The sequence below is a fragment of the Coprococcus comes ATCC 27758 genome (assembly GCF_025149785.1).
GTDB lineage: Bacteria > Bacillota > Clostridia > Lachnospirales > Lachnospiraceae > Allocoprococcus > Allocoprococcus comes.
Genome location: NZ_CP102277.1, coordinates 252874 through 270550 on the forward strand (window position 1 = coordinate 252874; position 17677 = coordinate 270550).

A 17677-nucleotide genomic window follows, 5' to 3' on the forward strand; every position below is an offset into this window, starting at 1 on the left:
TCTCCTTTCAAATTATGACATGATAGAATCTTTATCTAAAGGAACCATGTCTGTGTGATCCGAATAGTTATCTGCTGAGAAGTCATCCGGGAAATCGTGATAGCCAGGTTCCTGATAAACGCTTTGCTGGTCAAAGTGCGGTTCAGCTTTTTTCTTTTTCTGCTTTCCATAAGAAGCGGTTTTTTTCGGGTGGGAAGCAGGAATAGTTGGAGTGTACGTATATTCTTCACTACATGCTCCTTTTCTCCATTCCGGAATATGTTCGGAAGCCTTCCGGGGAATGAGTTTTTGGGCATCCGGGTGCAGGATGTAATCGTATTTTTCTACCTGCAGTACCTTCTGACCACGCAGGATAATCAGTGCAGTATCCAGCGGGAGCCGCAGGATCTCATCCGGAGTTAAGAGCTTTCGTTTCCCGATGGATCTGGTCTGGCGGTATTCCGGTGTATAATCGGATACCCTCCAGCTATTTAATTGTTTGGCTTCGCTGCTGACACCAACGGTCACATCACCGGAGCGGTTAGAGATAAATGTAGCAGTTACCTCATCCGTACAGCCTAAAAATAGCTGAGTGTCGCAGTTCCCGATGATTTCCTGCCATTGGTTTAAGGGATACCGGTTCTGCATCTGAGGCAGGTTTTGGAAAATGCAGGAAATACTGAGGTTTCGACTTCGGATCACGGAAATCTTTTTGTTGAGCGATAGGATTGCTCCCGTATTCGCCAGCTCATCAGCCAGGATATGTACCGGAACCGGCAGTTTTCCATCTTCCCCATAGGTGTCTGCATAACGGACCAGTTTGATAAATACGAAGGTCATAAACAGGGAAGAAAGAAAATCAAAAGTGCTGTCTTGATCCGAAGTGATGCAGAAGTATGCACATTTTTCTTTTCCCGGCAGCGTCAGGTTGATCTCATCATAGGAAGTGATCTGGCGGATCAGCTTGTTCTGGAATACCTGAAGTCTGGAACCGAGTCCGATGATGACGCCGGAACGTACCGTGTCACTTGCCTGCTTATAGATGCAGTAGGGGACTTTTGCCGGATGGGAGACCGGAAGCAGGTCAAAGAGGCTGTTCAGTTCTTTTTCCGAACTCATGGTCAGGAGTTTGTATACCTGTCCGATATTCTTTGCCTCCGGTGGGAATCCCTGATCCACATAGAGAATCAGAGCTTTTAATAAGTTCATCTCGGCATTGTCCCAGAAGTGATCGCCTTTGGCAGAACCGGTATTCTGGATGATGACATCAGCAAATACCTGTGCCATGGTTTCCTGTCCGCCAATTTCACCCAGACAATTCCAACTATCCGAGTTTTCCGGGTTTACAAGATTAAAGGATTTCACGATATATCCGGCATTCTCAAGGTAAGTGGCTGTACTTTCGTACAATTCCGATTTTGGATCGGTGATGATGAGGCTTTCCCCGCGGGCAACACACTGGAAGATCATGTTGCGTGCAAAGGCCCGGCTTTTCATGGAACCGCTGGCACCGTAAACGGCAATATTCCGGTTCATGCGGGTATCCTTCGGGAGACAAACGGCTTTTCCGTTCAGTTTTCCAAGAATGGTTCCCTTGTGTTTCTTGACATCATTCGTAAGCTCCAGTACCTGATGCATTTCCTCCAAAGTCATAAAACCGGAAGTCCCATAGGTTCCCTTTGTGGAATAATTCAGGTTCCGGCCCCGGTCTGTTATTTCCCCGTTTCGGTCAAATCCCATACGCATGAGAAGGAAGGTCAGGAGTCCAAAAGCTGCCAGACATAGAAAAATCCCATACAGATTGTACGGGAAAGCAGTCAGGGCATCCAGACAGGCGAGCGGGTGCGGGGAGGGGATCTGCGGGGCAGTTCCGTTTCCGGCAAAATTGCCGGCAGATTCCCAGGTCTGATAGTTGCGGATAAATTGAGCAACATAGCCTCCTGCATAGAGGGTGCAGAAGGTGATCGGAAGCATATAAATGAGCTTCCACCATTTACGGTTCATGTAAAAACCCCCTTTTGAATTTGCAAAGGTCAATACTGGAGAAATGGATTGTGGCAGTTAAGTATTTTTTCAGGACCGGAATCTGAAAATCGAAACAGATCAGGTTCCCGGATCTGCCGTATACATTTAAGCCGGTATTGAACCGGTTGATTCGCTGCATGTCAAAATCATAAGCAAGAAGGATGGGGTTCCCGGAAGCATCCGTGGCATCATGTTCCAGTGGAATTGAATCGCTGCGGCAGCCCAGATCGGACAGCAGGAGGTTGTCCAGCTTTTCCATGATCTCAGGGTGAACCAGCAGTTTTAAAAGCACTTCCCCTTCCGGAGTATTGGGAAGGTAATGGAAATGCTCGAAGGAGGTGTCCAGCATAAACAGGCTCTTTTTGTAGCCTCCGGTACTGGTAAACAGCCGGAAAGCCATTTCCATGTCGGTTCCGGTCATGATTGCCCGGATCTGTGGATGTCCGTTGTAAGGGTAGCCTTGCAGGTAATGCTGCAGGAAGGCGTTTAAGCGGACTTCCGTTCGATATTCCCATTTCAGGACTCCGTTTCCCGTGTTATAAAGGACATAGACACATTGCGGTGCCATCAGGATGCCCATGCTGCGGGAGTTCCTAATCTTCGTGGTCTCCGGGCCCAATTCCTTAATTTCTCTGGAAGCGTAAAAAAGAGGAAGGCTTCGCATACCGATGGAACCAGCTTCGCGGTGATTACAGAAGATGTCAGGTTTTACATCCGGATAAAAGGGAATCCCGGCATGAAGGAGTGTCAGATACGTTTCGGCTTTCTGATGTAAGCGGATACGTCGGGATACTTCACTTCGGATGAGGTTCGTCTCGGTATTGCCGGTCAGATAGCACTGGAAGCGTAGCGGCGAGACAGATAACAGCATCTCTTTCGCAGCTTTTGTAAGACGGTAGCCTCTGAGAGCATCCCGGTAGTGGGTACGGATGAGGTGTTCCGCCTTCAAATCCGTAATGAGTTTTTCCGCATAGGAGGCACTTGGGATGAGTCTGTTTAGCTGGTCTGCGGGAAATTCCCCGCACATCCCTATCATTTCCAGTAAGCGGTATTTCGTAGTGTCAGGTCTTATCAAATAAGCATCACCTCAATTCAGTTCTTACCCATGCAAGCCTATACTTGGGTAAATCTCCGGTGGTTTGGAGATAAAAAAAGCAAGAAAACAAAGTTCCCTGCGGTGGTTCTTACCGATGTCGGATTTCTGCCTGAGAAGTCAGGAGATTTTCCGACATGCTTTCGTGATGATTTTTCTGGTTCTGCAGCCATTTCGGAAAGTCAGCTTTTTCCATAACCGATACCAGTGTACAGTCCTTTAAGCCAAGCTGTGTCGTGTAGTAGGAATCACAGAAAAAGCCGCTGTCATCTGTCAGAACATAAGTACAAAGTGTATCCAGAATCTGTTTAAACTCCAGATTGTCATAATCCCGGATACGTCTTTGAGGAAGTTCCCTGTCATATATTTGACTGAAACATATCACGCAGTCACGATAGAGGGGCAGGGCATTTTGTTTTACATACTCCCGAAGCATATAATTAAGCGGTTCATGGAGAAATGCAGTGTTTGTGTGGACTCTTCGTTTCGGAAGCAGTCCGGGAAGCGTAATGGTGAGAATCCCCTGCTGTTCTGCAATCCGCATTCCCTGTGCATCTGCCGCTTTGGGAAGATAAGCTGCTTGATTTGGGGAGAGAGCCGGACAGACAAGGTTACGCATCTGGCAGGCAATCCGCTCCGCCCGAAGAGCAGCACTGACGCTCAGTTCCTCAAAATTTTTATCATAATTCTGGATATCAGTGACCTTCAGAGCGTAAACGGTATTCGTCAGTTTTTGCAGCTCCCCTTCCAGTTTTTCAAGCCGCTGGTAAATGGTTGGTGTATTTTGCGTCATAATAACCTACTTTCTCATGTAGTAACTGACAGCACCGGATTCATTTACAAGGCAGTAAGCGGCTACATCATCAATGGTGATTTTGGCAGCCTGGCTTTCGGATTCTAAGACAATCAGGCGTTTGGAACCATGTGATGGGATACTTTCCATCACATGATTGATCAGAGCCTCCTGTTCTTCACCGATATAGATGATTTCGTATTGTTCATCTTGCGAAAAGAAATTGAGCTTGATTGGAAATTCGCCACTGGTGTGGTATACAACACCTTTCTTAAAATCCAGCAGTACCCAGAAGCATGTAATTATAGCATAGTCAGGATTCTCAGCAGACTGCTGGCTGTCACAAAGAAGGTCATGCTCTTTATCGTAAATGATGCGCCCTTGTTTGATGAGGCTGGTAATCAATGACTTGATAGACTGCTCATGTCGGGAGAAAAGTTGTAAAACCTGGTCATACCTCAGAGTATGGTAAGTGGTAATGAACCGTAAGAGCTTGGCTCCCTCTCCTTGATAGATTTCGTTCCTTGTTTTCATGATTGACTCCCTTCTATATATAATAGGAAACTTTATACATATGGCTGTACGTACAGGATACGTTTGGTATTGTAAGTATAGTGTACGTACAAAGTACATAGAACCTGCTGTCAGCGATTGAATTTACAGGTACAAAAAAAGCACCATCTATGGGTGCTGGAAATAAGGAAAACTATAAGCAATACCTATTGTAGCATGGGTAATTTTACGCTTCAATCGCAGAAGCAGGTCATTTCTGTGCCATTTTCACTGGTTGGCATAAAAAAAGCAGGAAACCATTTTGATTCCCTGCATGGTGTATTGTTGTGCTTTTGTGTAGTTCTAATGATTACTTGTCTTTATAAAATGCTTCGAAAGCTTGTGCGAAGAATTCGGCTGTACCATTGCCGTATTTTTCATCTATCATAGGTTTGATTTTTTCATTACGGTAATATTGAGCCTGTGCAACCATCAGACCGTGTTCTTTCTTTATCTGTGAAAGTTGTTTCATAAGAAAACCGTATTCGGAAACAAGTTCTCTTACTTCAGAAGAATCTGGTGAACATACTTTTTTAGCTGCTAATTTGTATAAAAGATTGTCAAATTGTTGGTTGTAACTTTCTGCAGCCTCTTTGCTAATAGGATTGTTGGCAACAGACAGGAATTGCTCTTTTCCTCCATACCACTCAACAACTTTAGCATAGCCTTTCTGCATTTCTTCTGATGAAACTGTCTTAATATAATGCTTTTTCCATTCTTCAATGCTTCCAAACTCTTTTACAGCAAGTTCTTTCATATTGTCAGGCATATGTTCAAACATAGTTTGGAACATTTCTTCAACTTCCGTTTTACTAAAAATCGCAAAATCCATTTTATTCTCTCCTTTCAGGATATCATCAATGCTGGCAATCAGATGTTCCATACGTTCTTTCTTTGCTACCAACATTTTTCTCTGCATTTGCAAGATCTGGTTCCTTTCAAGAGCAGGATTCTCCAGAACAGCTTTGATTTCTTTCAAAGGAATGTCAAACTCACGGAAAAACAGAATCTGCTGTAATATTTCCAATGCCCTATCGTCATAAAGCCGGTATCCCGCATCACTTTTTTGTGTTGGTTTTAAAAGCCCGATTTCATCGTAATAGTGAAGCGTGCGAACGCTGATACCTGTAAGTTCTGATATTTCTTTGACTGTCCTCATAGTTGCTGACCTCCTGTTCCTGATAAGATAACTGTACGCTATGACGTTCCGTGAGAGTCAATATATATTTTGCATTTTTTAGTATAACATTTTTATGATATTACGAAAAGCCGAGGAGATAGGCGATATGTATTACTCTGGAAAGAACTTGTTGAGCGTATCCAATGTCTCTTTTGCAGTAAATCCCCAAAGGATGGTACTGAGTGCTTCAATCGCAGCCCTGCGTTTCCGGTAATAGGTGCGGTAGGAAATATTGGTGATGTGGTGAGCCAGCTTATCCAATATCTCATCTGTATTTTTCATTTCCTGTGGAGAGAGAAAAGCGTAGTAGAGAATCCAGTAATACTGTTCCCCATGCTTGTGATTGTTCCGGAGGAGATCGATGGATGATTCCAAAAGCTTCAGCATCTGGTTGCTTCTGGCAATACTTTTTGCCCGTTGTTCGATGTCGCTTCCGGTAAGATCAGCCCCGGCAGCATAGATGGAGTCCAGAAATTTGTCGATGTCATTGTCGTATTGGAGCTTAAACTGGTGCTCCATCTGGTGTACGACTACCTTCAGGCTGTAGGTTGCATCCCGGTATCTGCGTAAAAACTGATAGGTGTCGTGAAAACGTGGATCTTCTTCGGGTGAAGGAAATCCCTGTGTATTGCGGTTTGCCATGTCTATTCCCCCCCTTTCAGTGCAGAAGGCTCTGCCACGGCAGGCATCTTTTGGGCAGACTCATCCCCTGGACTTACGGACAACTCAAACCGATAAGCGGCATTTCCGTAGGGACAGATAATATTTAGAGTAAATGTATTAAATATATCTTTGCAGGCTGATAATGGAGATAATATATAGCGGGTTTTGGAGCAGTGGCAACATGGAATCCCTTGTGAATCCAATAGTTCTGCGACTTTTTGCACGATAAATTTCATGTGTGAATCTGGAACGCAGGAATCATTTTTTGTAACGGTGATTTGTGAGTCTGTGACAGTTTCTGAAACGCTAACAGAAGCAGAATCCTCAATAGTGATTTCTTCAGGTACATGGATTGGTAATTGCATCTTCATAGCGATCTCCTCCTTGTCAATCATAACGTCGCTGATATTAAACATCACGGACAGGTAATTGTTGAGATAAATTACGCTTCCGTGTTTTCCTGTAAATGAGATAAGTGTAATGTATTCTTTTTCCTCCAGTTTCTTCAAGAGTCGTGATACCGATGCCTTTGACAGACTCCACCTTTCACCCAGTTCATTAAAGCTGGTAAGGGGATTTCCGGTATTATCCCGGTAATAGACAATGGGACCGGAATCAGATCCCAGGACAGAGGAATCGTTGTAAACTGCATGAATCCACAGATCCAGAATAACATCCATTTCCGAGCATTTTCCAATGCCAATTAGTTCGTGAACTTTGGCAATCGGGAAAAAGAAAAACCCTGTATCTTTTTTACAGGGATAGTTGTATTCCAATACGGTATTGTCTTTGGGCCAGTCTGATATTTTGAATTTGACCAGGCGGTTTTTGCCGAGAAGAGAGTAGGTAATGTAATTCTGCTCTTCAAAAAATCGAAGGATGGACAACGCTTGATGTTGGAAACGGCAGCGAAACCATTCCTGAAGATCTGTGACTGTGCAGATCCACTCTCCTGGACCAATGGTATAGGTAATGTGTTCCATCCGGCGGTAGGATGTGCGGTAATTTGCATAGGAGCATAATACCAGATAATAAAAAAGAAAAGAGCCCCCGGTAGTTCGGATGCTCTTGGTAGTGATTAAAGTTTGTATGAAGTCACGGTAAATGCGACAGCGTGGAAATTCCACGATTTGTTTGAGTTCTAATTTGTAATTCATGGTGATCTTCCTTTCAAAGTATATTTAATTGTAATCGGACTTTTCATAGTGTTGGTATCAAGAAGAAGCCGATGGAAGTATAGCAAGTAGTCGTGTCACTCATTGCATTTTTATTGCATTTTTAAAATTTAGATTATGTGGCTATGTTGCTCTTAACTGGTTAAAAAGCCTTTAAAATCGTCTATATGCGTTAATACTCCGTACTGTCTGTCTGGAGTTTGAATAACGGATTAAAATGCCGAAAGCCTGTATTTATGCGGGTTTCCGGCATTTGTTTTATCAAATGGCTCTAGTTTGGCTCTATTTGTGGGCGGAGTAATATATAATTATTGCAGAACAGATGCAAACAGCCATAGCAGAGAACAGCCGGACGGCACTTGACCAGAATGAATATGAAAGAAGATATGCCGATCTTGCAGAAAGGTACAATACCATCAAATCAGAGTATGACAAGATTTCAGAACAGATTGAAAGCAAAAAGGCTCAGAGAGAATTATTCAAGGTATTCATCCGGGCATTGGAAAAGCAGGGTGCTTTGTTAGAAGAATTCGATGAGGGACTTTGGAGCAGTCTGGTGCAGGAAGTGGTGGTAAATGCCAAGGATGATATACGATTCATCTTTAAGAACGGATTTGAAATAAAAACGAGATAATGAGCTGAACGATAAGATTCAGGATTGGAAAGATAAGGGGGTTTTTGCAAACTTCATCATGAACTTGCAGGACCTTGATGGTAAGCAGACGGGGTTTCTGGAGGAGCTTTGGGACGTCCGACTCGATGAGATTGAAGTGGAAACGGATAAAAGCTGCAAAGTAATCTTCAGCGATGGAATAGAAGTAATTACATAAATTGAAGAAGTATATTTCTGATAGGGAATCTGTGGTATTTTTAGATGCCTTTTTTCGTAAAAATGTACTTTTTATTATTGAAACAAATTGATATACGGCGTTTTCACATATATAATTTTATATACATTGGTTTTTGTATTTTTATGGGAGCGGAAAAATATGCGATATATTACAATAATTGTGAAGAACTAGATACAAAGATTAAGGTTGGTGAGGTGATCGATAAGATTGAGTACGGCTACTCGATGTTTCATCTCAGTATGGACTGTTTCTGGACGAAGACCGTCGCTAATCGTCTGATTCCGAAGAAAACAGAAGATGCTAGGTGGTTGACTGTAGATACTTTGCAGATTTAGGATTAATAAAAAAATAAAACAACCATAATTTTGAAATAGATTAAGAGGTGTAAGTATGGGAGAAACGTCCAATTTCTATGAGAAATGTAGTTCACTAAGCAAAAAAGGAGATGAGAAATCATTAAGAACTCTACTGCAGATGGGTATTTCTGGAAATAAAACTGCACGTGTTGCTTTGCGTAAAACAAGAAATAAAAAGCTTCTCAAAACATTAATTGATGAATACTTGGATAACATACCAAGCGAATATAACGCAGGTATGATATTAAATCTTGCAGTGAAGGTTTTGCGTAAAGAATATTTATATGTATACTTGATGGAAATTTTTCACGAAAAGAAAGATTTAAAGGAAATAGGTTTTTTTAAAAGTGTAAAAGATATTCCTTTAGATAAGCAGGAACAAATAGAAGTGAAAAAATACATCATTGATACAAAAGATTTTGATATACGGTTAATATCGCTTATTGCAGTGGAAGAAAGAGAAGATATATTATATGCACTTCTTACTAAAGCAATGGATGACGGATTAGATGCACGCACAACTAAAATTTTCTTGGCCAATAAGGATTATTTACAATTAATACAACCAGAACTTCGAGAGGCTATTGAAAAACGAGTTGAGGGAACATCAATATTTGCAACGTATCTTGATTTAAAAGAAAAGGATAATCAGAAGTGTATAGCAGATTTTGAAAAAATATCATTAATATATTTGGCTGTAAAAGAAAATGTATGGGATTATGGTGAGATGGATTTTTACCATAATAGTATTTCGATTGCTTTTAAATTGTGTAGAAACGAAGAATTAACTTCTTCTGATTGGAAAGAAATTAAAGAGAGTATTGATGAAGAGTTATTAGGTGTGCATGATGGAAACAATGCAACAAAAATGCTTTTTGATTTATTGCTAATCTTATCAAAATATGATTACTCATATGCAGAAGCAAAATTGATAACGATATACAATAGAACCGATTTATATTCTTCAAAAGCACTTGAGATTTTAGGAGAATTACATTCTGAGTTTGCGTATAAAGAGTTTTTAAAAAAGATAATAATTGCTGAGCAAGAAACCGAATGTTTTCATACAGCTGTAAGGTTGATCGGTTTTTTCCCTGAGCGAGAAAAAGCTATTATTGAATATATAAAAATCCTTGATGATAGTCGCTTAGTAGAGGTAATTCATGAAAAAGCTCAAAAAGCACTTGCTAATAAAAACAAAATTGTAGATGAAAGTATTGAGGGAATACCTTTCGTAGGGAAGAAATGTTCTGTCTTAAGCAATAACATAGTGCTGAATGAATTACTAATAAAACTTGGAGAACAAATAAAGGCAACTCAATTTTTTGCGGCAGTGGGTTTTTCATTTAGCAGTGGATTACGCCTGGTAAAACCGTTAATGGACCAAGTCCGTAGTAATAACGGTAAGATTGAATTAGTTGTAGGGGCGCTCCAAACTTACGGATCTAGTAGAAAGAATACAAAGATTGATCGGAATAGTGTAATTGCACTTAATAATTTCAGAAATGAATATCCGTTGACGTTGTATACATACCAGAATTCTTTTTATCATGGTAAGTTTTATTATATTGCTAATGATAATAAGGCCTTTGTAATTATTGGTTCGTCCAATATAAGTAAAACGGCATATTTAAACAACTATGAATTAGATCTGCTGTTTGAAATAGATTGTAATAATCCCGAAGAACAGGATTTTATTAACTGGTTCGAAAAATTTAAATCAGAATGTGTAAAAATTGAAGAATTGAACGCTGAAGAATATGACGCATTAGATTGGGATAGTGAGCTTGATATCTATGAGGATAGAACAATTGACAGGATGTCTCAGGATGAAGTGAGAAATAAGATATCAGAATTAACAGACGAGGATACAAAATTTAGACTTAATGCGTGGCTTGAACATGATCCAGCAGAAATATTTTCTAATATAGGAGTTCCATCATTACAGGAATATATTGTTTTTCTGTATCCAGGATTTGGTTTGGCAGTATTTGAATCGTTTGTTCCTGGAAATGCGTACTATGCGTTTCGATATACAGAGTTTGAAAAATTATTGAATCGGGTATCCTCTTTGACAAAAACCCAGATGTTAATGAACAGTGCATTTCTTAATAGAGGTTATCATTTGCAGGATAATGTAAAAACTAAAGAAAAGATAAATTTACTTTTTGCACAAAAGTAGGGGCTAAAAGAATATTTTCCTGAATCAAAGGCTGATAAAGAAAAGTGGTATTCAGATTATAGAGGAATAATCATAGAAATAATCGAAAGGGATTATTCTGACAAATGATAATCTATAGTAGAATGTGGTATAATATTAATTGTATTAGGGTTTATAACGTAAGTTATGATTTCCACTTAGGAGATAATGTAATTAACAATCTGTAGAGATTTTATAGGCTTTCGAAAGAAGGTATCGCACTTAGTATATAGAAACCCTAATACATTTTAGGAGGATATAACTTGGAAAAATATAAAGATTTATCAGATCAGATATGGACAACAAGAATTTCAAGAGTTAATGCTGAAAAAAGATTGGTAAACAAGGAAGCATTTTTTCAGGGAATTAACATTTATTATTCTTGTGTTACAATTATATTTTCAATACTTACATTGCTGAATAACAATGAAAAATTAAGCTTGATGACAGTGTTTATGACAATATCTTTGCTCATTGTTATTTTATATTTGAATGGACAAAAATATTCAGAACAGGCAAGAGAGTATAGAAAGAATTATACAGAGTTACAAAAACTTGAATTTGAATTAAACAATATTGATGGTGATGATGTTGATTTGATTAAGAATATATACAATAGATATTGCGATTTATTGGATTCAAGCAGTAATCATATATCATTTGATTATTATGAGACAGTTCATGGTAGTATAGGTGAATATAAAAGTAAGAAATGGAGAAATGTAAGGTGCAGATATTATTATAATGTGATTTGGCGATTTGTTTTAAAGATATGTGTTATAGTATTGCCGGTAGGTTTATATTGGATATGTGGGGTTTTATAGATGCAAGCATCGTACTTATGGAAAAAATTATTTACAAAAAAACATCTTATAGAACATTATGAAGAAAAAGTAAAAAACAAGCCGTCTGTCGGATTGGATAAAGTTTCACCTCGAAAGTTTGAACAAAATTTGGATGAGAATATTGAAATTATTATTAGAAAATCCATGAATGACTCTTATCATTTTACAAGATATAAACAGCTTTTATTTACTAAAGGACCTGCTAAACTACCTAGAGCAATTTGCGTGCCTACGCTAAGAGATAAGTTGACGGCATCGGTGTTAAATGAATTGCTGGTGGGGGTATATGGGGATAAATGTAAGACTATGATGCCGCAACTTGTTATAGATGATATTACAAAAAAAATCCCAATGTATACACATTTTATAAAATTGGATGTGAAATCATTTTATGGTTCAATAAATCATGATAAGTTGATTAAAATAATAAAAAGAAAGATACATAAGGCAGAAATTATTTCGATTATATGGAACGCAATTAGAACGGAAGCGCTTCTTTGTCCAATAAAGGAAAAGACTGTAAAGAAGGAAAGAATATTGGGAGTTCCAGAGGGATTACCTATTTCAAATACTTTAGCTAACATATATATGCAGGATATTGATATAAAATATAGAAATCTTGATTACATATCATATTATAGGTATGTTGATGATATATTAATATTGGTTAATGAAGATAAATTTTATGATGTAAAGAGAAGTATATGTGATGATATAAATAAACTTGGATTGGAATTAAATGATAAGGAAGATGAAGGATTTGTAACACAAACATTTGAATATTTAGGATATGTTTTGAATGATAGTGAAGTAACGGTGAGAAAAAGTAGTATTTTAAAAATTGAACAGTCTATAGAAGAATTATTTAGGACTATAAAAAAAGAAAATATTGAGTATTTGCAATGGAAATTAAATCTGAAAATTACAGGTTTTATTATTGAAAGACATAAGTATGGATGGTTATTTTTTTATTCTCAAATAACTGATTTGAGTTTGCTTTTTCACTTAGATGATGTTGTACAAAAATTGATTAAAAGGTATAAATTAGAGGGTGAAATTAAGGTAAAGAGATTTGTTAGGACATATGCAGAAATGCATATGGCATTGCATGAGACTAAGTATATTCCCAATTTAGATGATTTGGGATTAGATGATAAGAAAGCTATTTTATCGGATATATATCAGATTGATTTGTCTGACAAAGATGAACGCTTTGTTGAAATACAGTTTCATAGAATAATGAAGCGCGAAATAAGAGATATTGAAAAGGATATTGAAAATATTTCTTAAAGATTAGAGGTTATAAATATCATGGGGACTGATACAATACTTTTAAAGTTGGCTCCATTTTGGCTCTAAAAATTTTAGATGAGGTATACAAAAATGCAAAATAAGATGAATATGAAGAATAAAATACACAAATGTGTACCAAGAAACAGCCAGATAAATCTCTCCGCCCAAGAGTTTGAATAATAAAAATTTTCTGGAATCCCTTATAAACAGGGCATTTCAGAGCAAAGAAAGTTCTATTTGATAACAAAATGATAACACGAGAGATTTTGGCATTATTTATCCGGAATCTTGTGGTTATCAGGTAATATGTGTGAAACCAACAAAAAGGTCTTACTGAATTGAGTGAAATCAATTTGGTAAGGCCTTTTTTCGTTGGTTTTTATTTGTAGTTTTTAGGATAATTATACCGCCACTGGTCATATTCTTCCTGAGTGATTTCTCCGGATTTCAGCTTTTCAGCTTGTTCCTGCCATGCATGGAACATATCAAACATAGAAAGGTAGGTGGTTCCCTTGGATTTGTCCAGCCGGAGGCAGAGTTCTCCGTCAATCTCACCAATATGAAGTCCGTAAAGGTCTTCTAATGTAAATAAGGTATGCATAAGTCCTACATAGCTGTCAATATCCGGGACAGCCAGTGCATGCGGAGAGACATCAAAAATATCAGCCAGTGCATTCAGATAGTTTTCTTTTGGACTGCGGGCACCTCAGCAGAGAACGAAGGATTGGCCGTACAAATCGCAGAATCCAGAGAAGATATACAGCTTTTGAAGGAAAGTAAAGAACAGGCGGTCAGAGATAAAAAAGCAGCAGAAAAGCGTGCAGAAACAGCAGAAAAACAATTAAAAAGCTTGGAAGAACGCAGGGAACAGTTACAGCCGATTATGGATAATGTGAGTAAGGAAATAAAAGAATATGGAATAGTTAAAATGTTGTTACTGGAAGTAGGAACGTTGGAACGGGCAGCAACCTACCGGGACAAAAAAATCAAACCGCTGTTTCTTCAGATAAAAAATAAGGTTGCGGCAATGGCTGCGCAGGTTAAAGAACTTACAAAAGAGGTGGAAAATTGGAAGAGTAAATATCAAAAGCTGAAACAAAAATATAACAGTATTCAGAAGGAGTTGGATGATATGCGTAAAGAAAATCATAAATTATCAGAAGAAAAGAATATAATGCAAGGCGTTTCTGATAGGTATGATCGAGTTGTACGAGTTCTGGGAATAGAGACGGTAGATGCGGCAGTACAGCAGGATATTCGTAACGAGAAAGCTCTGGAAGAAAAGCAGCGGATGGAACAAATGCCGAAGGGAAGTATTCATGAAAGATTAGCCTGGGGAATAAAAAAGAGTGAGATGGAGAATCAGCAGCGTAAGAAAAATAAATCAAAAAATAGAGAAATGGAGAGATAAAATCATGGAAAAACACGTTTATGATGAAAAGAACGGATTAAGCTATACTCTGTGTGGAGATTGTTATTTGCCGGATCTGGTATTGAATGAAGAAGAACCGACATATGGAAAATATGGAATGTTACGGAAACAGTTTTTGAAAGAGTATAGACCAATACGGTATCAAAACTTGTTATTATCTGGCAAGCTGACAGCACATCTGAATCAGATTGACCAGGAAGTAACAGAGCAGGTCGAAGTGTTAATGAAACAGATGGCAGAAAAACAGGGCGTGAACGAAAACTTAAAGAGGCAGGATCAGATGAAGTGGGTTAGATTGATGAATAATATCAAAGTTAGTGCGGAAGAAATTGTGTTGAAAGAGAGGGTATATATGTGAGTCGAAAGGGTAGTCGAAAGGCTGCTCTTTACAAAGATGAAAATAAAAATTGCTGAAAAGGTATGAGTTTTGTAGTGTAAAACTCTTTTGACATTGTGTTTTCCGTTAAGTAAAATATCTTTGATAGACAGATAATGAAAAAATGATTATTCTTGGCTCAGATCAAGAGAACAAATTACTTGCGAAGGGAGGAAATTATATGGAGCTGAGTATACAGATAAAAAAATACCGAACAGAGCTTCATCTATCACAGGAGGAATTGGCAGAAAAGGTATATGTAACAAGACAGACAATTTCTAATTGGGAAAACGAAAAGAGTTATCCTGATATTCATAGCTTGTTACTTCTTAGTTCATTGTTTAATGTATCTCTCGATCAATTAATTAAAGGAGATATAGAGAAAATGAAAGAAATTATTAGCGAGCAAGAAATTAAAAAGTTTAATTATTATGGTTCCATCTATACAGTTCATTTGGCCGTGTTGATTATATCGGCAGTACCTTTGTTTATGTGGCTCGGAAGGTATGCGTATATTCCGTTTGGGATTTTATTTATTATTACAATGTACTGGGCGTTAAAGGTTGAAAAACTAAAAAAGAAAAATGATATACAAACCTATAAGGAAATTGTTGCATTTACGGAGGGAAAAAATTGGATGAACTTCATAAGGCAGTTGAAGTGGGAAAACGTCCTTATCAAAATATATTAAAGGTTATTATTAGTGCGGGTGTTACAGCGATGATTTGCTTCTTAATTGGAGTACTGATGCACGTATTCTTGAATTAATTAAATTTAAGTATATTTTGATTTGTAGAATTATAAAATAGAGCATTTTTTTCGCAGATTTTAACCGGTAGTTAAGAAATCGAAGCCATAATTAAACGAAGGCTCAATTGTAAACACATATTAGAAATACTATAATGAGAATATAAACAGGAGGTAGGAACAATGCAAATTGGTGAGAAGATAAAAAACTATCGGAAAACTGCGGGATTAACACAAGAACAGGTGGCGGATTATTTGGACGTTTCTACTCCTGCGGTAAATAAATGGGAAAAAGGAAACACATATCCAGATATATCATTACTTCCGGCAATTGCTCGATTATTAAAAATTGATATGAATGAACTATTTTCATTTCGTGAAGAATTGACAGAAAAAGAGATTGGACAATTTGTGAATGAGCTTTCGGAAGTTTCATTGGATAGCTTTATAAAAGCTTTTGAGATGGGAAAAAATAAAATAAAGGAATATCCTCATTGTGATTCGTTGATTTATTCAATTGCTACTGTTTTAAATGCGGCGTTAACTTTATCCGATGTCGATGATGAGAAAAAGTTGGAATGCAATAATGTGATTGTTGAATGGCTGGAACGAACTGCTGAAAGTCCGAATGAAAAGGTAAGTATTTCCAGTATTTTTATGCTTGCAGCGAAATATATACAAATGGAAAAATATAAAGAAGCAAATATCTTTTTGGATAAAATTCCAGATACTGTGATAGATGCCACAATTATGAAAACGAATGTACTAGCACACCAGGAAGGGACAGATATTGCAGCGTTCTTTTTAGAGGGAAAACTGATGCAGACAGTTACGAATATACAAAACTATCTGTATAAGTTGATAGAAATGGAAGAAGAAACCGGAAATCATTGTAAAGCAGAGGAGATTGCCGAAATCACAGAACATATGGTATCGTTATTTGGTCTGTGGGATTACGGTAAAGTAGTACCATATCTATTGATTGCCGTGTATCGAAAGGATGTAGAAAAATGTATTCAGTTGATAAAAGAAGTGCTGATGGAGTCAAAGAAGCCATGGAAGATGGTGGAATCACCTTTATATTACAGATATGTGGATACAGTACAGGGAAAGTCTTTTTCAGGCGTTGGAAATAATTTTGTTCATGCATTAGCTACAGAAATTGAAAATAAAGAAGAGTATGAATTTTTGAAAGGGAATAAAGAACTGGAGGCGATTTTTTCTCAATATTTGAAATAGATTGCGATAAAAATATATAGAAATGATAAAATAAAAGCTGTAAAAATCTACGTTGAATTTTACAGCTTTTTGTGTATAATAGAAGTAGCAGAAACAATTTAAAATCAAAGGAAGGAGCTGAAAGAATATGGCAAATATTTTACCAGTATCTGATTTGAGAAATTATAATGAAGTCCTGAAAAACTGTCATAAAGGAGAACCGGTATATCTGACTAAGAATGGCAGAGGACGTTTCGTTGTCATGGATATTGAAGATTATGAGCGTGACCGAGCAGAGAAAAAGCTTCTGATGAAGCTGCAGGAAGCTGAAGAAGTAGTGAAAGACGGAGAAGGCTGGCTGAATCTGGATGAACTGAAAGCACTTGTGGGGGAATAAGATGTTAAAATTGCGGATCAATCCGATTGTTGCAAAGGATTTGAAAAACATCCGAGATTATATTGCTGAAGATAACGAAGAATATGCAGCAAAGACCATAAAGGAAATTTACGGTAAATTTGAAAACCTTCAGATGTTTCCTGAAATGGGGTCGGATCTCTCCAAACGGGTCAGCTTTTGGACAGATTATAAATATGCGATATGGGAAGATTATGTTATTATCTACAAGGTCGGTAACGAATATGTAGAGATTTATCGTGTAGTTAACCGATATCAGGATATCACGAGAATCTTTGATTGATAACAGAGATGTGATAACAAATTGATAACACCGTTCAGTACAGCCTGTGGACTTTGGACAGTGGAACACATATAAAACCAGATAGAACCATAATGAGAGTATGAAACTTTTTCTGTAAAATAATGTTTATAAGGTCCTTCTATGATAAAATAAATATCATTAGGAGGGCCTTTTATTATGGCAAGATAAAAGAAACCTGTA

Annotated in this window: 18 protein-coding genes and 1 pseudogene; 11 read left to right on the forward strand and 8 right to left on the reverse strand. The window is 37.8% G+C overall.

The annotated features are described in order from the left end of the window. Window positions 1-12 precede the first annotated feature (12 nt). The 7 genes from NQ556_RS01330 to NQ556_RS01360 all read right to left on the reverse strand — a co-directional run bounded on the left by NQ556_RS01330 (window position 13) and on the right by NQ556_RS01360 (window position 7442). Window positions 13-1983 (reverse strand): VirD4-like conjugal transfer protein, CD1115 family, encoded by a 1971-nt coding sequence (locus NQ556_RS01330; RefSeq protein ID WP_008373801.1) that lies wholly within the window; start codon window positions 1981-1983, stop codon window positions 13-15. Then, entirely contained in the window at window positions 1973-3079 is a 1107-nt protein-coding gene (locus NQ556_RS01335; protein WP_022415648.1) for a hypothetical protein, read from the reverse strand. The genes NQ556_RS01330 and NQ556_RS01335 overlap by 11 nt, the downstream gene beginning before the upstream one ends. A 109-nt stretch (window positions 3080-3188) precedes the next feature. Further along, the gene (locus tag NQ556_RS01340; protein ID WP_005333541.1) at window positions 3189-3890 is read right to left on the reverse strand and encodes a DUF6100 family protein; all 702 of its coding nucleotides are present in this window, start codon (window positions 3888-3890) and stop codon (window positions 3189-3191) included. A gap of 6 nt (window positions 3891-3896) precedes the next feature. Beyond that, a complete protein-coding gene (locus NQ556_RS01345; protein ID WP_005333543.1) occupies window positions 3897-4424 on the reverse strand; it encodes a DUF5697 family protein in 528 nt (175 codons plus the stop codon). Window positions 4425-4752: 328 nt separating this feature from the next. After that, complete coding sequence (locus NQ556_RS01350) at window positions 4753-5601, reverse strand: MerR family transcriptional regulator (RefSeq protein WP_005333545.1); 849 nt, start codon at window positions 5599-5601, stop codon at window positions 4753-4755. Between the two features lie 132 nt (window positions 5602-5733). After that, entirely contained in the window at window positions 5734-6264 is a 531-nt protein-coding gene (locus NQ556_RS01355) for a hypothetical protein (RefSeq protein ID WP_005333547.1), read from the reverse strand. Between the two features lie 2 nt (window positions 6265-6266). After that, complete coding sequence (locus NQ556_RS01360) at window positions 6267-7442, reverse strand: MarR family transcriptional regulator (protein ID WP_023921589.1); 1176 nt, start codon at window positions 7440-7442, stop codon at window positions 6267-6269. A gap of 340 nt (window positions 7443-7782) precedes the next feature. Here NQ556_RS01360 and NQ556_RS01365 point away from each other — a divergent pair, with 340 nt between their 5' ends. From NQ556_RS01365 to NQ556_RS01385, 5 genes are all read left to right on the forward strand, one after another. Continuing rightward, a complete protein-coding gene (locus NQ556_RS01365) occupies window positions 7783-8094 on the forward strand; it encodes a hypothetical protein (protein ID WP_195253468.1) in 312 nt (103 codons plus the stop codon). Window positions 8095-8433: 339 nt separating this feature from the next. Next, window positions 8434-8646, forward strand: a complete 213-nt coding sequence (locus tag NQ556_RS01370; protein ID WP_044999297.1) for an NUDIX hydrolase — start codon at window positions 8434-8436, stop codon at window positions 8644-8646. 55 nt (window positions 8647-8701) lie between these two features. Then, on the forward strand, window positions 8702-10849 hold the full coding sequence (locus NQ556_RS01375) for a phospholipase D family protein (protein WP_195253470.1): 2148 nt from the start codon (window positions 8702-8704) through the stop codon (window positions 10847-10849). 281 nt (window positions 10850-11130) lie between these two features. Next, window positions 11131-11691: an SLATT domain-containing protein gene (locus NQ556_RS01380; RefSeq protein ID WP_195253472.1), complete on the forward strand. Its 561-nt coding sequence runs from the start codon at window positions 11131-11133 to the stop codon at window positions 11689-11691. Then, window positions 11692-13002 carry a reverse transcriptase domain-containing protein gene (locus NQ556_RS01385; protein WP_195253474.1) on the forward strand — a complete coding sequence of 437 codons (1311 nt, stop codon included), beginning with the start codon at window positions 11692-11694 and terminating at the stop codon, window positions 13000-13002. 382 nt (window positions 13003-13384) lie between these two features. Here NQ556_RS01385 and NQ556_RS01390 read toward each other — a convergent pair. Continuing rightward, window positions 13385-13708: pseudogene (locus tag NQ556_RS01390) on the reverse strand (helix-turn-helix domain-containing protein); the annotation flags it as partial. 21 nt (window positions 13709-13729) lie between these two features. Between NQ556_RS01390 and NQ556_RS01395 the strand changes: the two are divergent. The 6 genes from NQ556_RS01395 (at window position 13730) to NQ556_RS01420 (ending at window position 17476) form a co-directional block, all read left to right on the forward strand. After that, window positions 13730-14416 (forward strand): hypothetical protein, encoded by a 687-nt coding sequence (locus NQ556_RS01395; RefSeq protein WP_195196614.1) that lies wholly within the window; start codon window positions 13730-13732, stop codon window positions 14414-14416. A 4-nt stretch (window positions 14417-14420) separates the two neighbouring features. Further along, window positions 14421-14795 (forward strand): TnpV protein, encoded by a 375-nt coding sequence (locus NQ556_RS01400; RefSeq protein WP_195253476.1) that lies wholly within the window; start codon window positions 14421-14423, stop codon window positions 14793-14795. A gap of 199 nt (window positions 14796-14994) precedes the next feature. After that, on the forward strand, window positions 14995-15504 hold the full coding sequence (locus tag NQ556_RS01405) for a helix-turn-helix transcriptional regulator (RefSeq protein ID WP_326998070.1): 510 nt from the start codon (window positions 14995-14997) through the stop codon (window positions 15502-15504). Window positions 15505-15743: 239 nt separating this feature from the next. Further along, the gene (locus NQ556_RS01410) at window positions 15744-16799 is read left to right on the forward strand and encodes a helix-turn-helix domain-containing protein (protein ID WP_195253478.1); all 1056 of its coding nucleotides are present in this window, start codon (window positions 15744-15746) and stop codon (window positions 16797-16799) included. 127 nt (window positions 16800-16926) lie between these two features. Continuing rightward, on the forward strand, window positions 16927-17175 hold the full coding sequence (locus NQ556_RS01415) for a type II toxin-antitoxin system prevent-host-death family antitoxin (RefSeq protein ID WP_008373765.1): 249 nt from the start codon (window positions 16927-16929) through the stop codon (window positions 17173-17175). Between the two features lies 1 nt (window position 17176). Beyond that, window positions 17177-17476: a type II toxin-antitoxin system RelE/ParE family toxin gene (locus NQ556_RS01420; RefSeq protein ID WP_173698811.1), complete on the forward strand. Its 300-nt coding sequence runs from the start codon at window positions 17177-17179 to the stop codon at window positions 17474-17476. Window positions 17477-17677 lie beyond the last annotated feature (201 nt).

What these genes read in the sequence shown, in the direction of transcription:
- NQ556_RS01330 (WP_008373801.1), bottom strand. Translation starts at nt 1,983, where the DNA reads ATGAACCGTAAATGGTGGAAGCTCATTTATATGCTTCCGATCACCTTC.
- NQ556_RS01340 (WP_005333541.1), bottom strand. Translation starts at nt 3,890, where the DNA reads ATGACGCAAAATACACCAACCATTTACCAGCGGCTTGAAAAACTGGAA.
- NQ556_RS01345 (WP_005333543.1), bottom strand. Translation starts at nt 4,424, where the DNA reads ATGAAAACAAGGAACGAAATCTATCAAGGAGAGGGAGCCAAGCTCTTA.
- NQ556_RS01350 (WP_005333545.1), bottom strand. Translation starts at nt 5,601, where the DNA reads ATGAGGACAGTCAAAGAAATATCAGAACTTACAGGTATCAGCGTTCGC.
- NQ556_RS01355 (WP_005333547.1), bottom strand. Translation starts at nt 6,264, where the DNA reads ATGGCAAACCGCAATACACAGGGATTTCCTTCACCCGAAGAAGATCCA.
- NQ556_RS01360 (WP_023921589.1), bottom strand. Translation starts at nt 7,442, where the DNA reads ATGAATTACAAATTAGAACTCAAACAAATCGTGGAATTTCCACGCTGT.
- NQ556_RS01365 (WP_195253468.1), top strand. Translation starts at nt 7,783, where the DNA reads ATGCAAACAGCCATAGCAGAGAACAGCCGGACGGCACTTGACCAGAAT.
- NQ556_RS01370 (WP_044999297.1), top strand. Translation starts at nt 8,434, where the DNA reads ATGGGAGCGGAAAAATATGCGATATATTACAATAATTGTGAAGAACTA.
- NQ556_RS01375 (WP_195253470.1), top strand. Translation starts at nt 8,702, where the DNA reads ATGGGAGAAACGTCCAATTTCTATGAGAAATGTAGTTCACTAAGCAAA.
- NQ556_RS01385 (WP_195253474.1), top strand. Translation starts at nt 11,692, where the DNA reads ATGCAAGCATCGTACTTATGGAAAAAATTATTTACAAAAAAACATCTT.
- NQ556_RS01400 (WP_195253476.1), top strand. Translation starts at nt 14,421, where the DNA reads ATGGAAAAACACGTTTATGATGAAAAGAACGGATTAAGCTATACTCTG.
- NQ556_RS01405 (WP_326998070.1), top strand. Translation starts at nt 14,995, where the DNA reads ATGGAGCTGAGTATACAGATAAAAAAATACCGAACAGAGCTTCATCTA.
- NQ556_RS01410 (WP_195253478.1), top strand. Translation starts at nt 15,744, where the DNA reads ATGCAAATTGGTGAGAAGATAAAAAACTATCGGAAAACTGCGGGATTA.
- NQ556_RS01415 (WP_008373765.1), top strand. Translation starts at nt 16,927, where the DNA reads ATGGCAAATATTTTACCAGTATCTGATTTGAGAAATTATAATGAAGTC.
- NQ556_RS01420 (WP_173698811.1), top strand. Translation starts at nt 17,177, where the DNA reads ATGTTAAAATTGCGGATCAATCCGATTGTTGCAAAGGATTTGAAAAAC.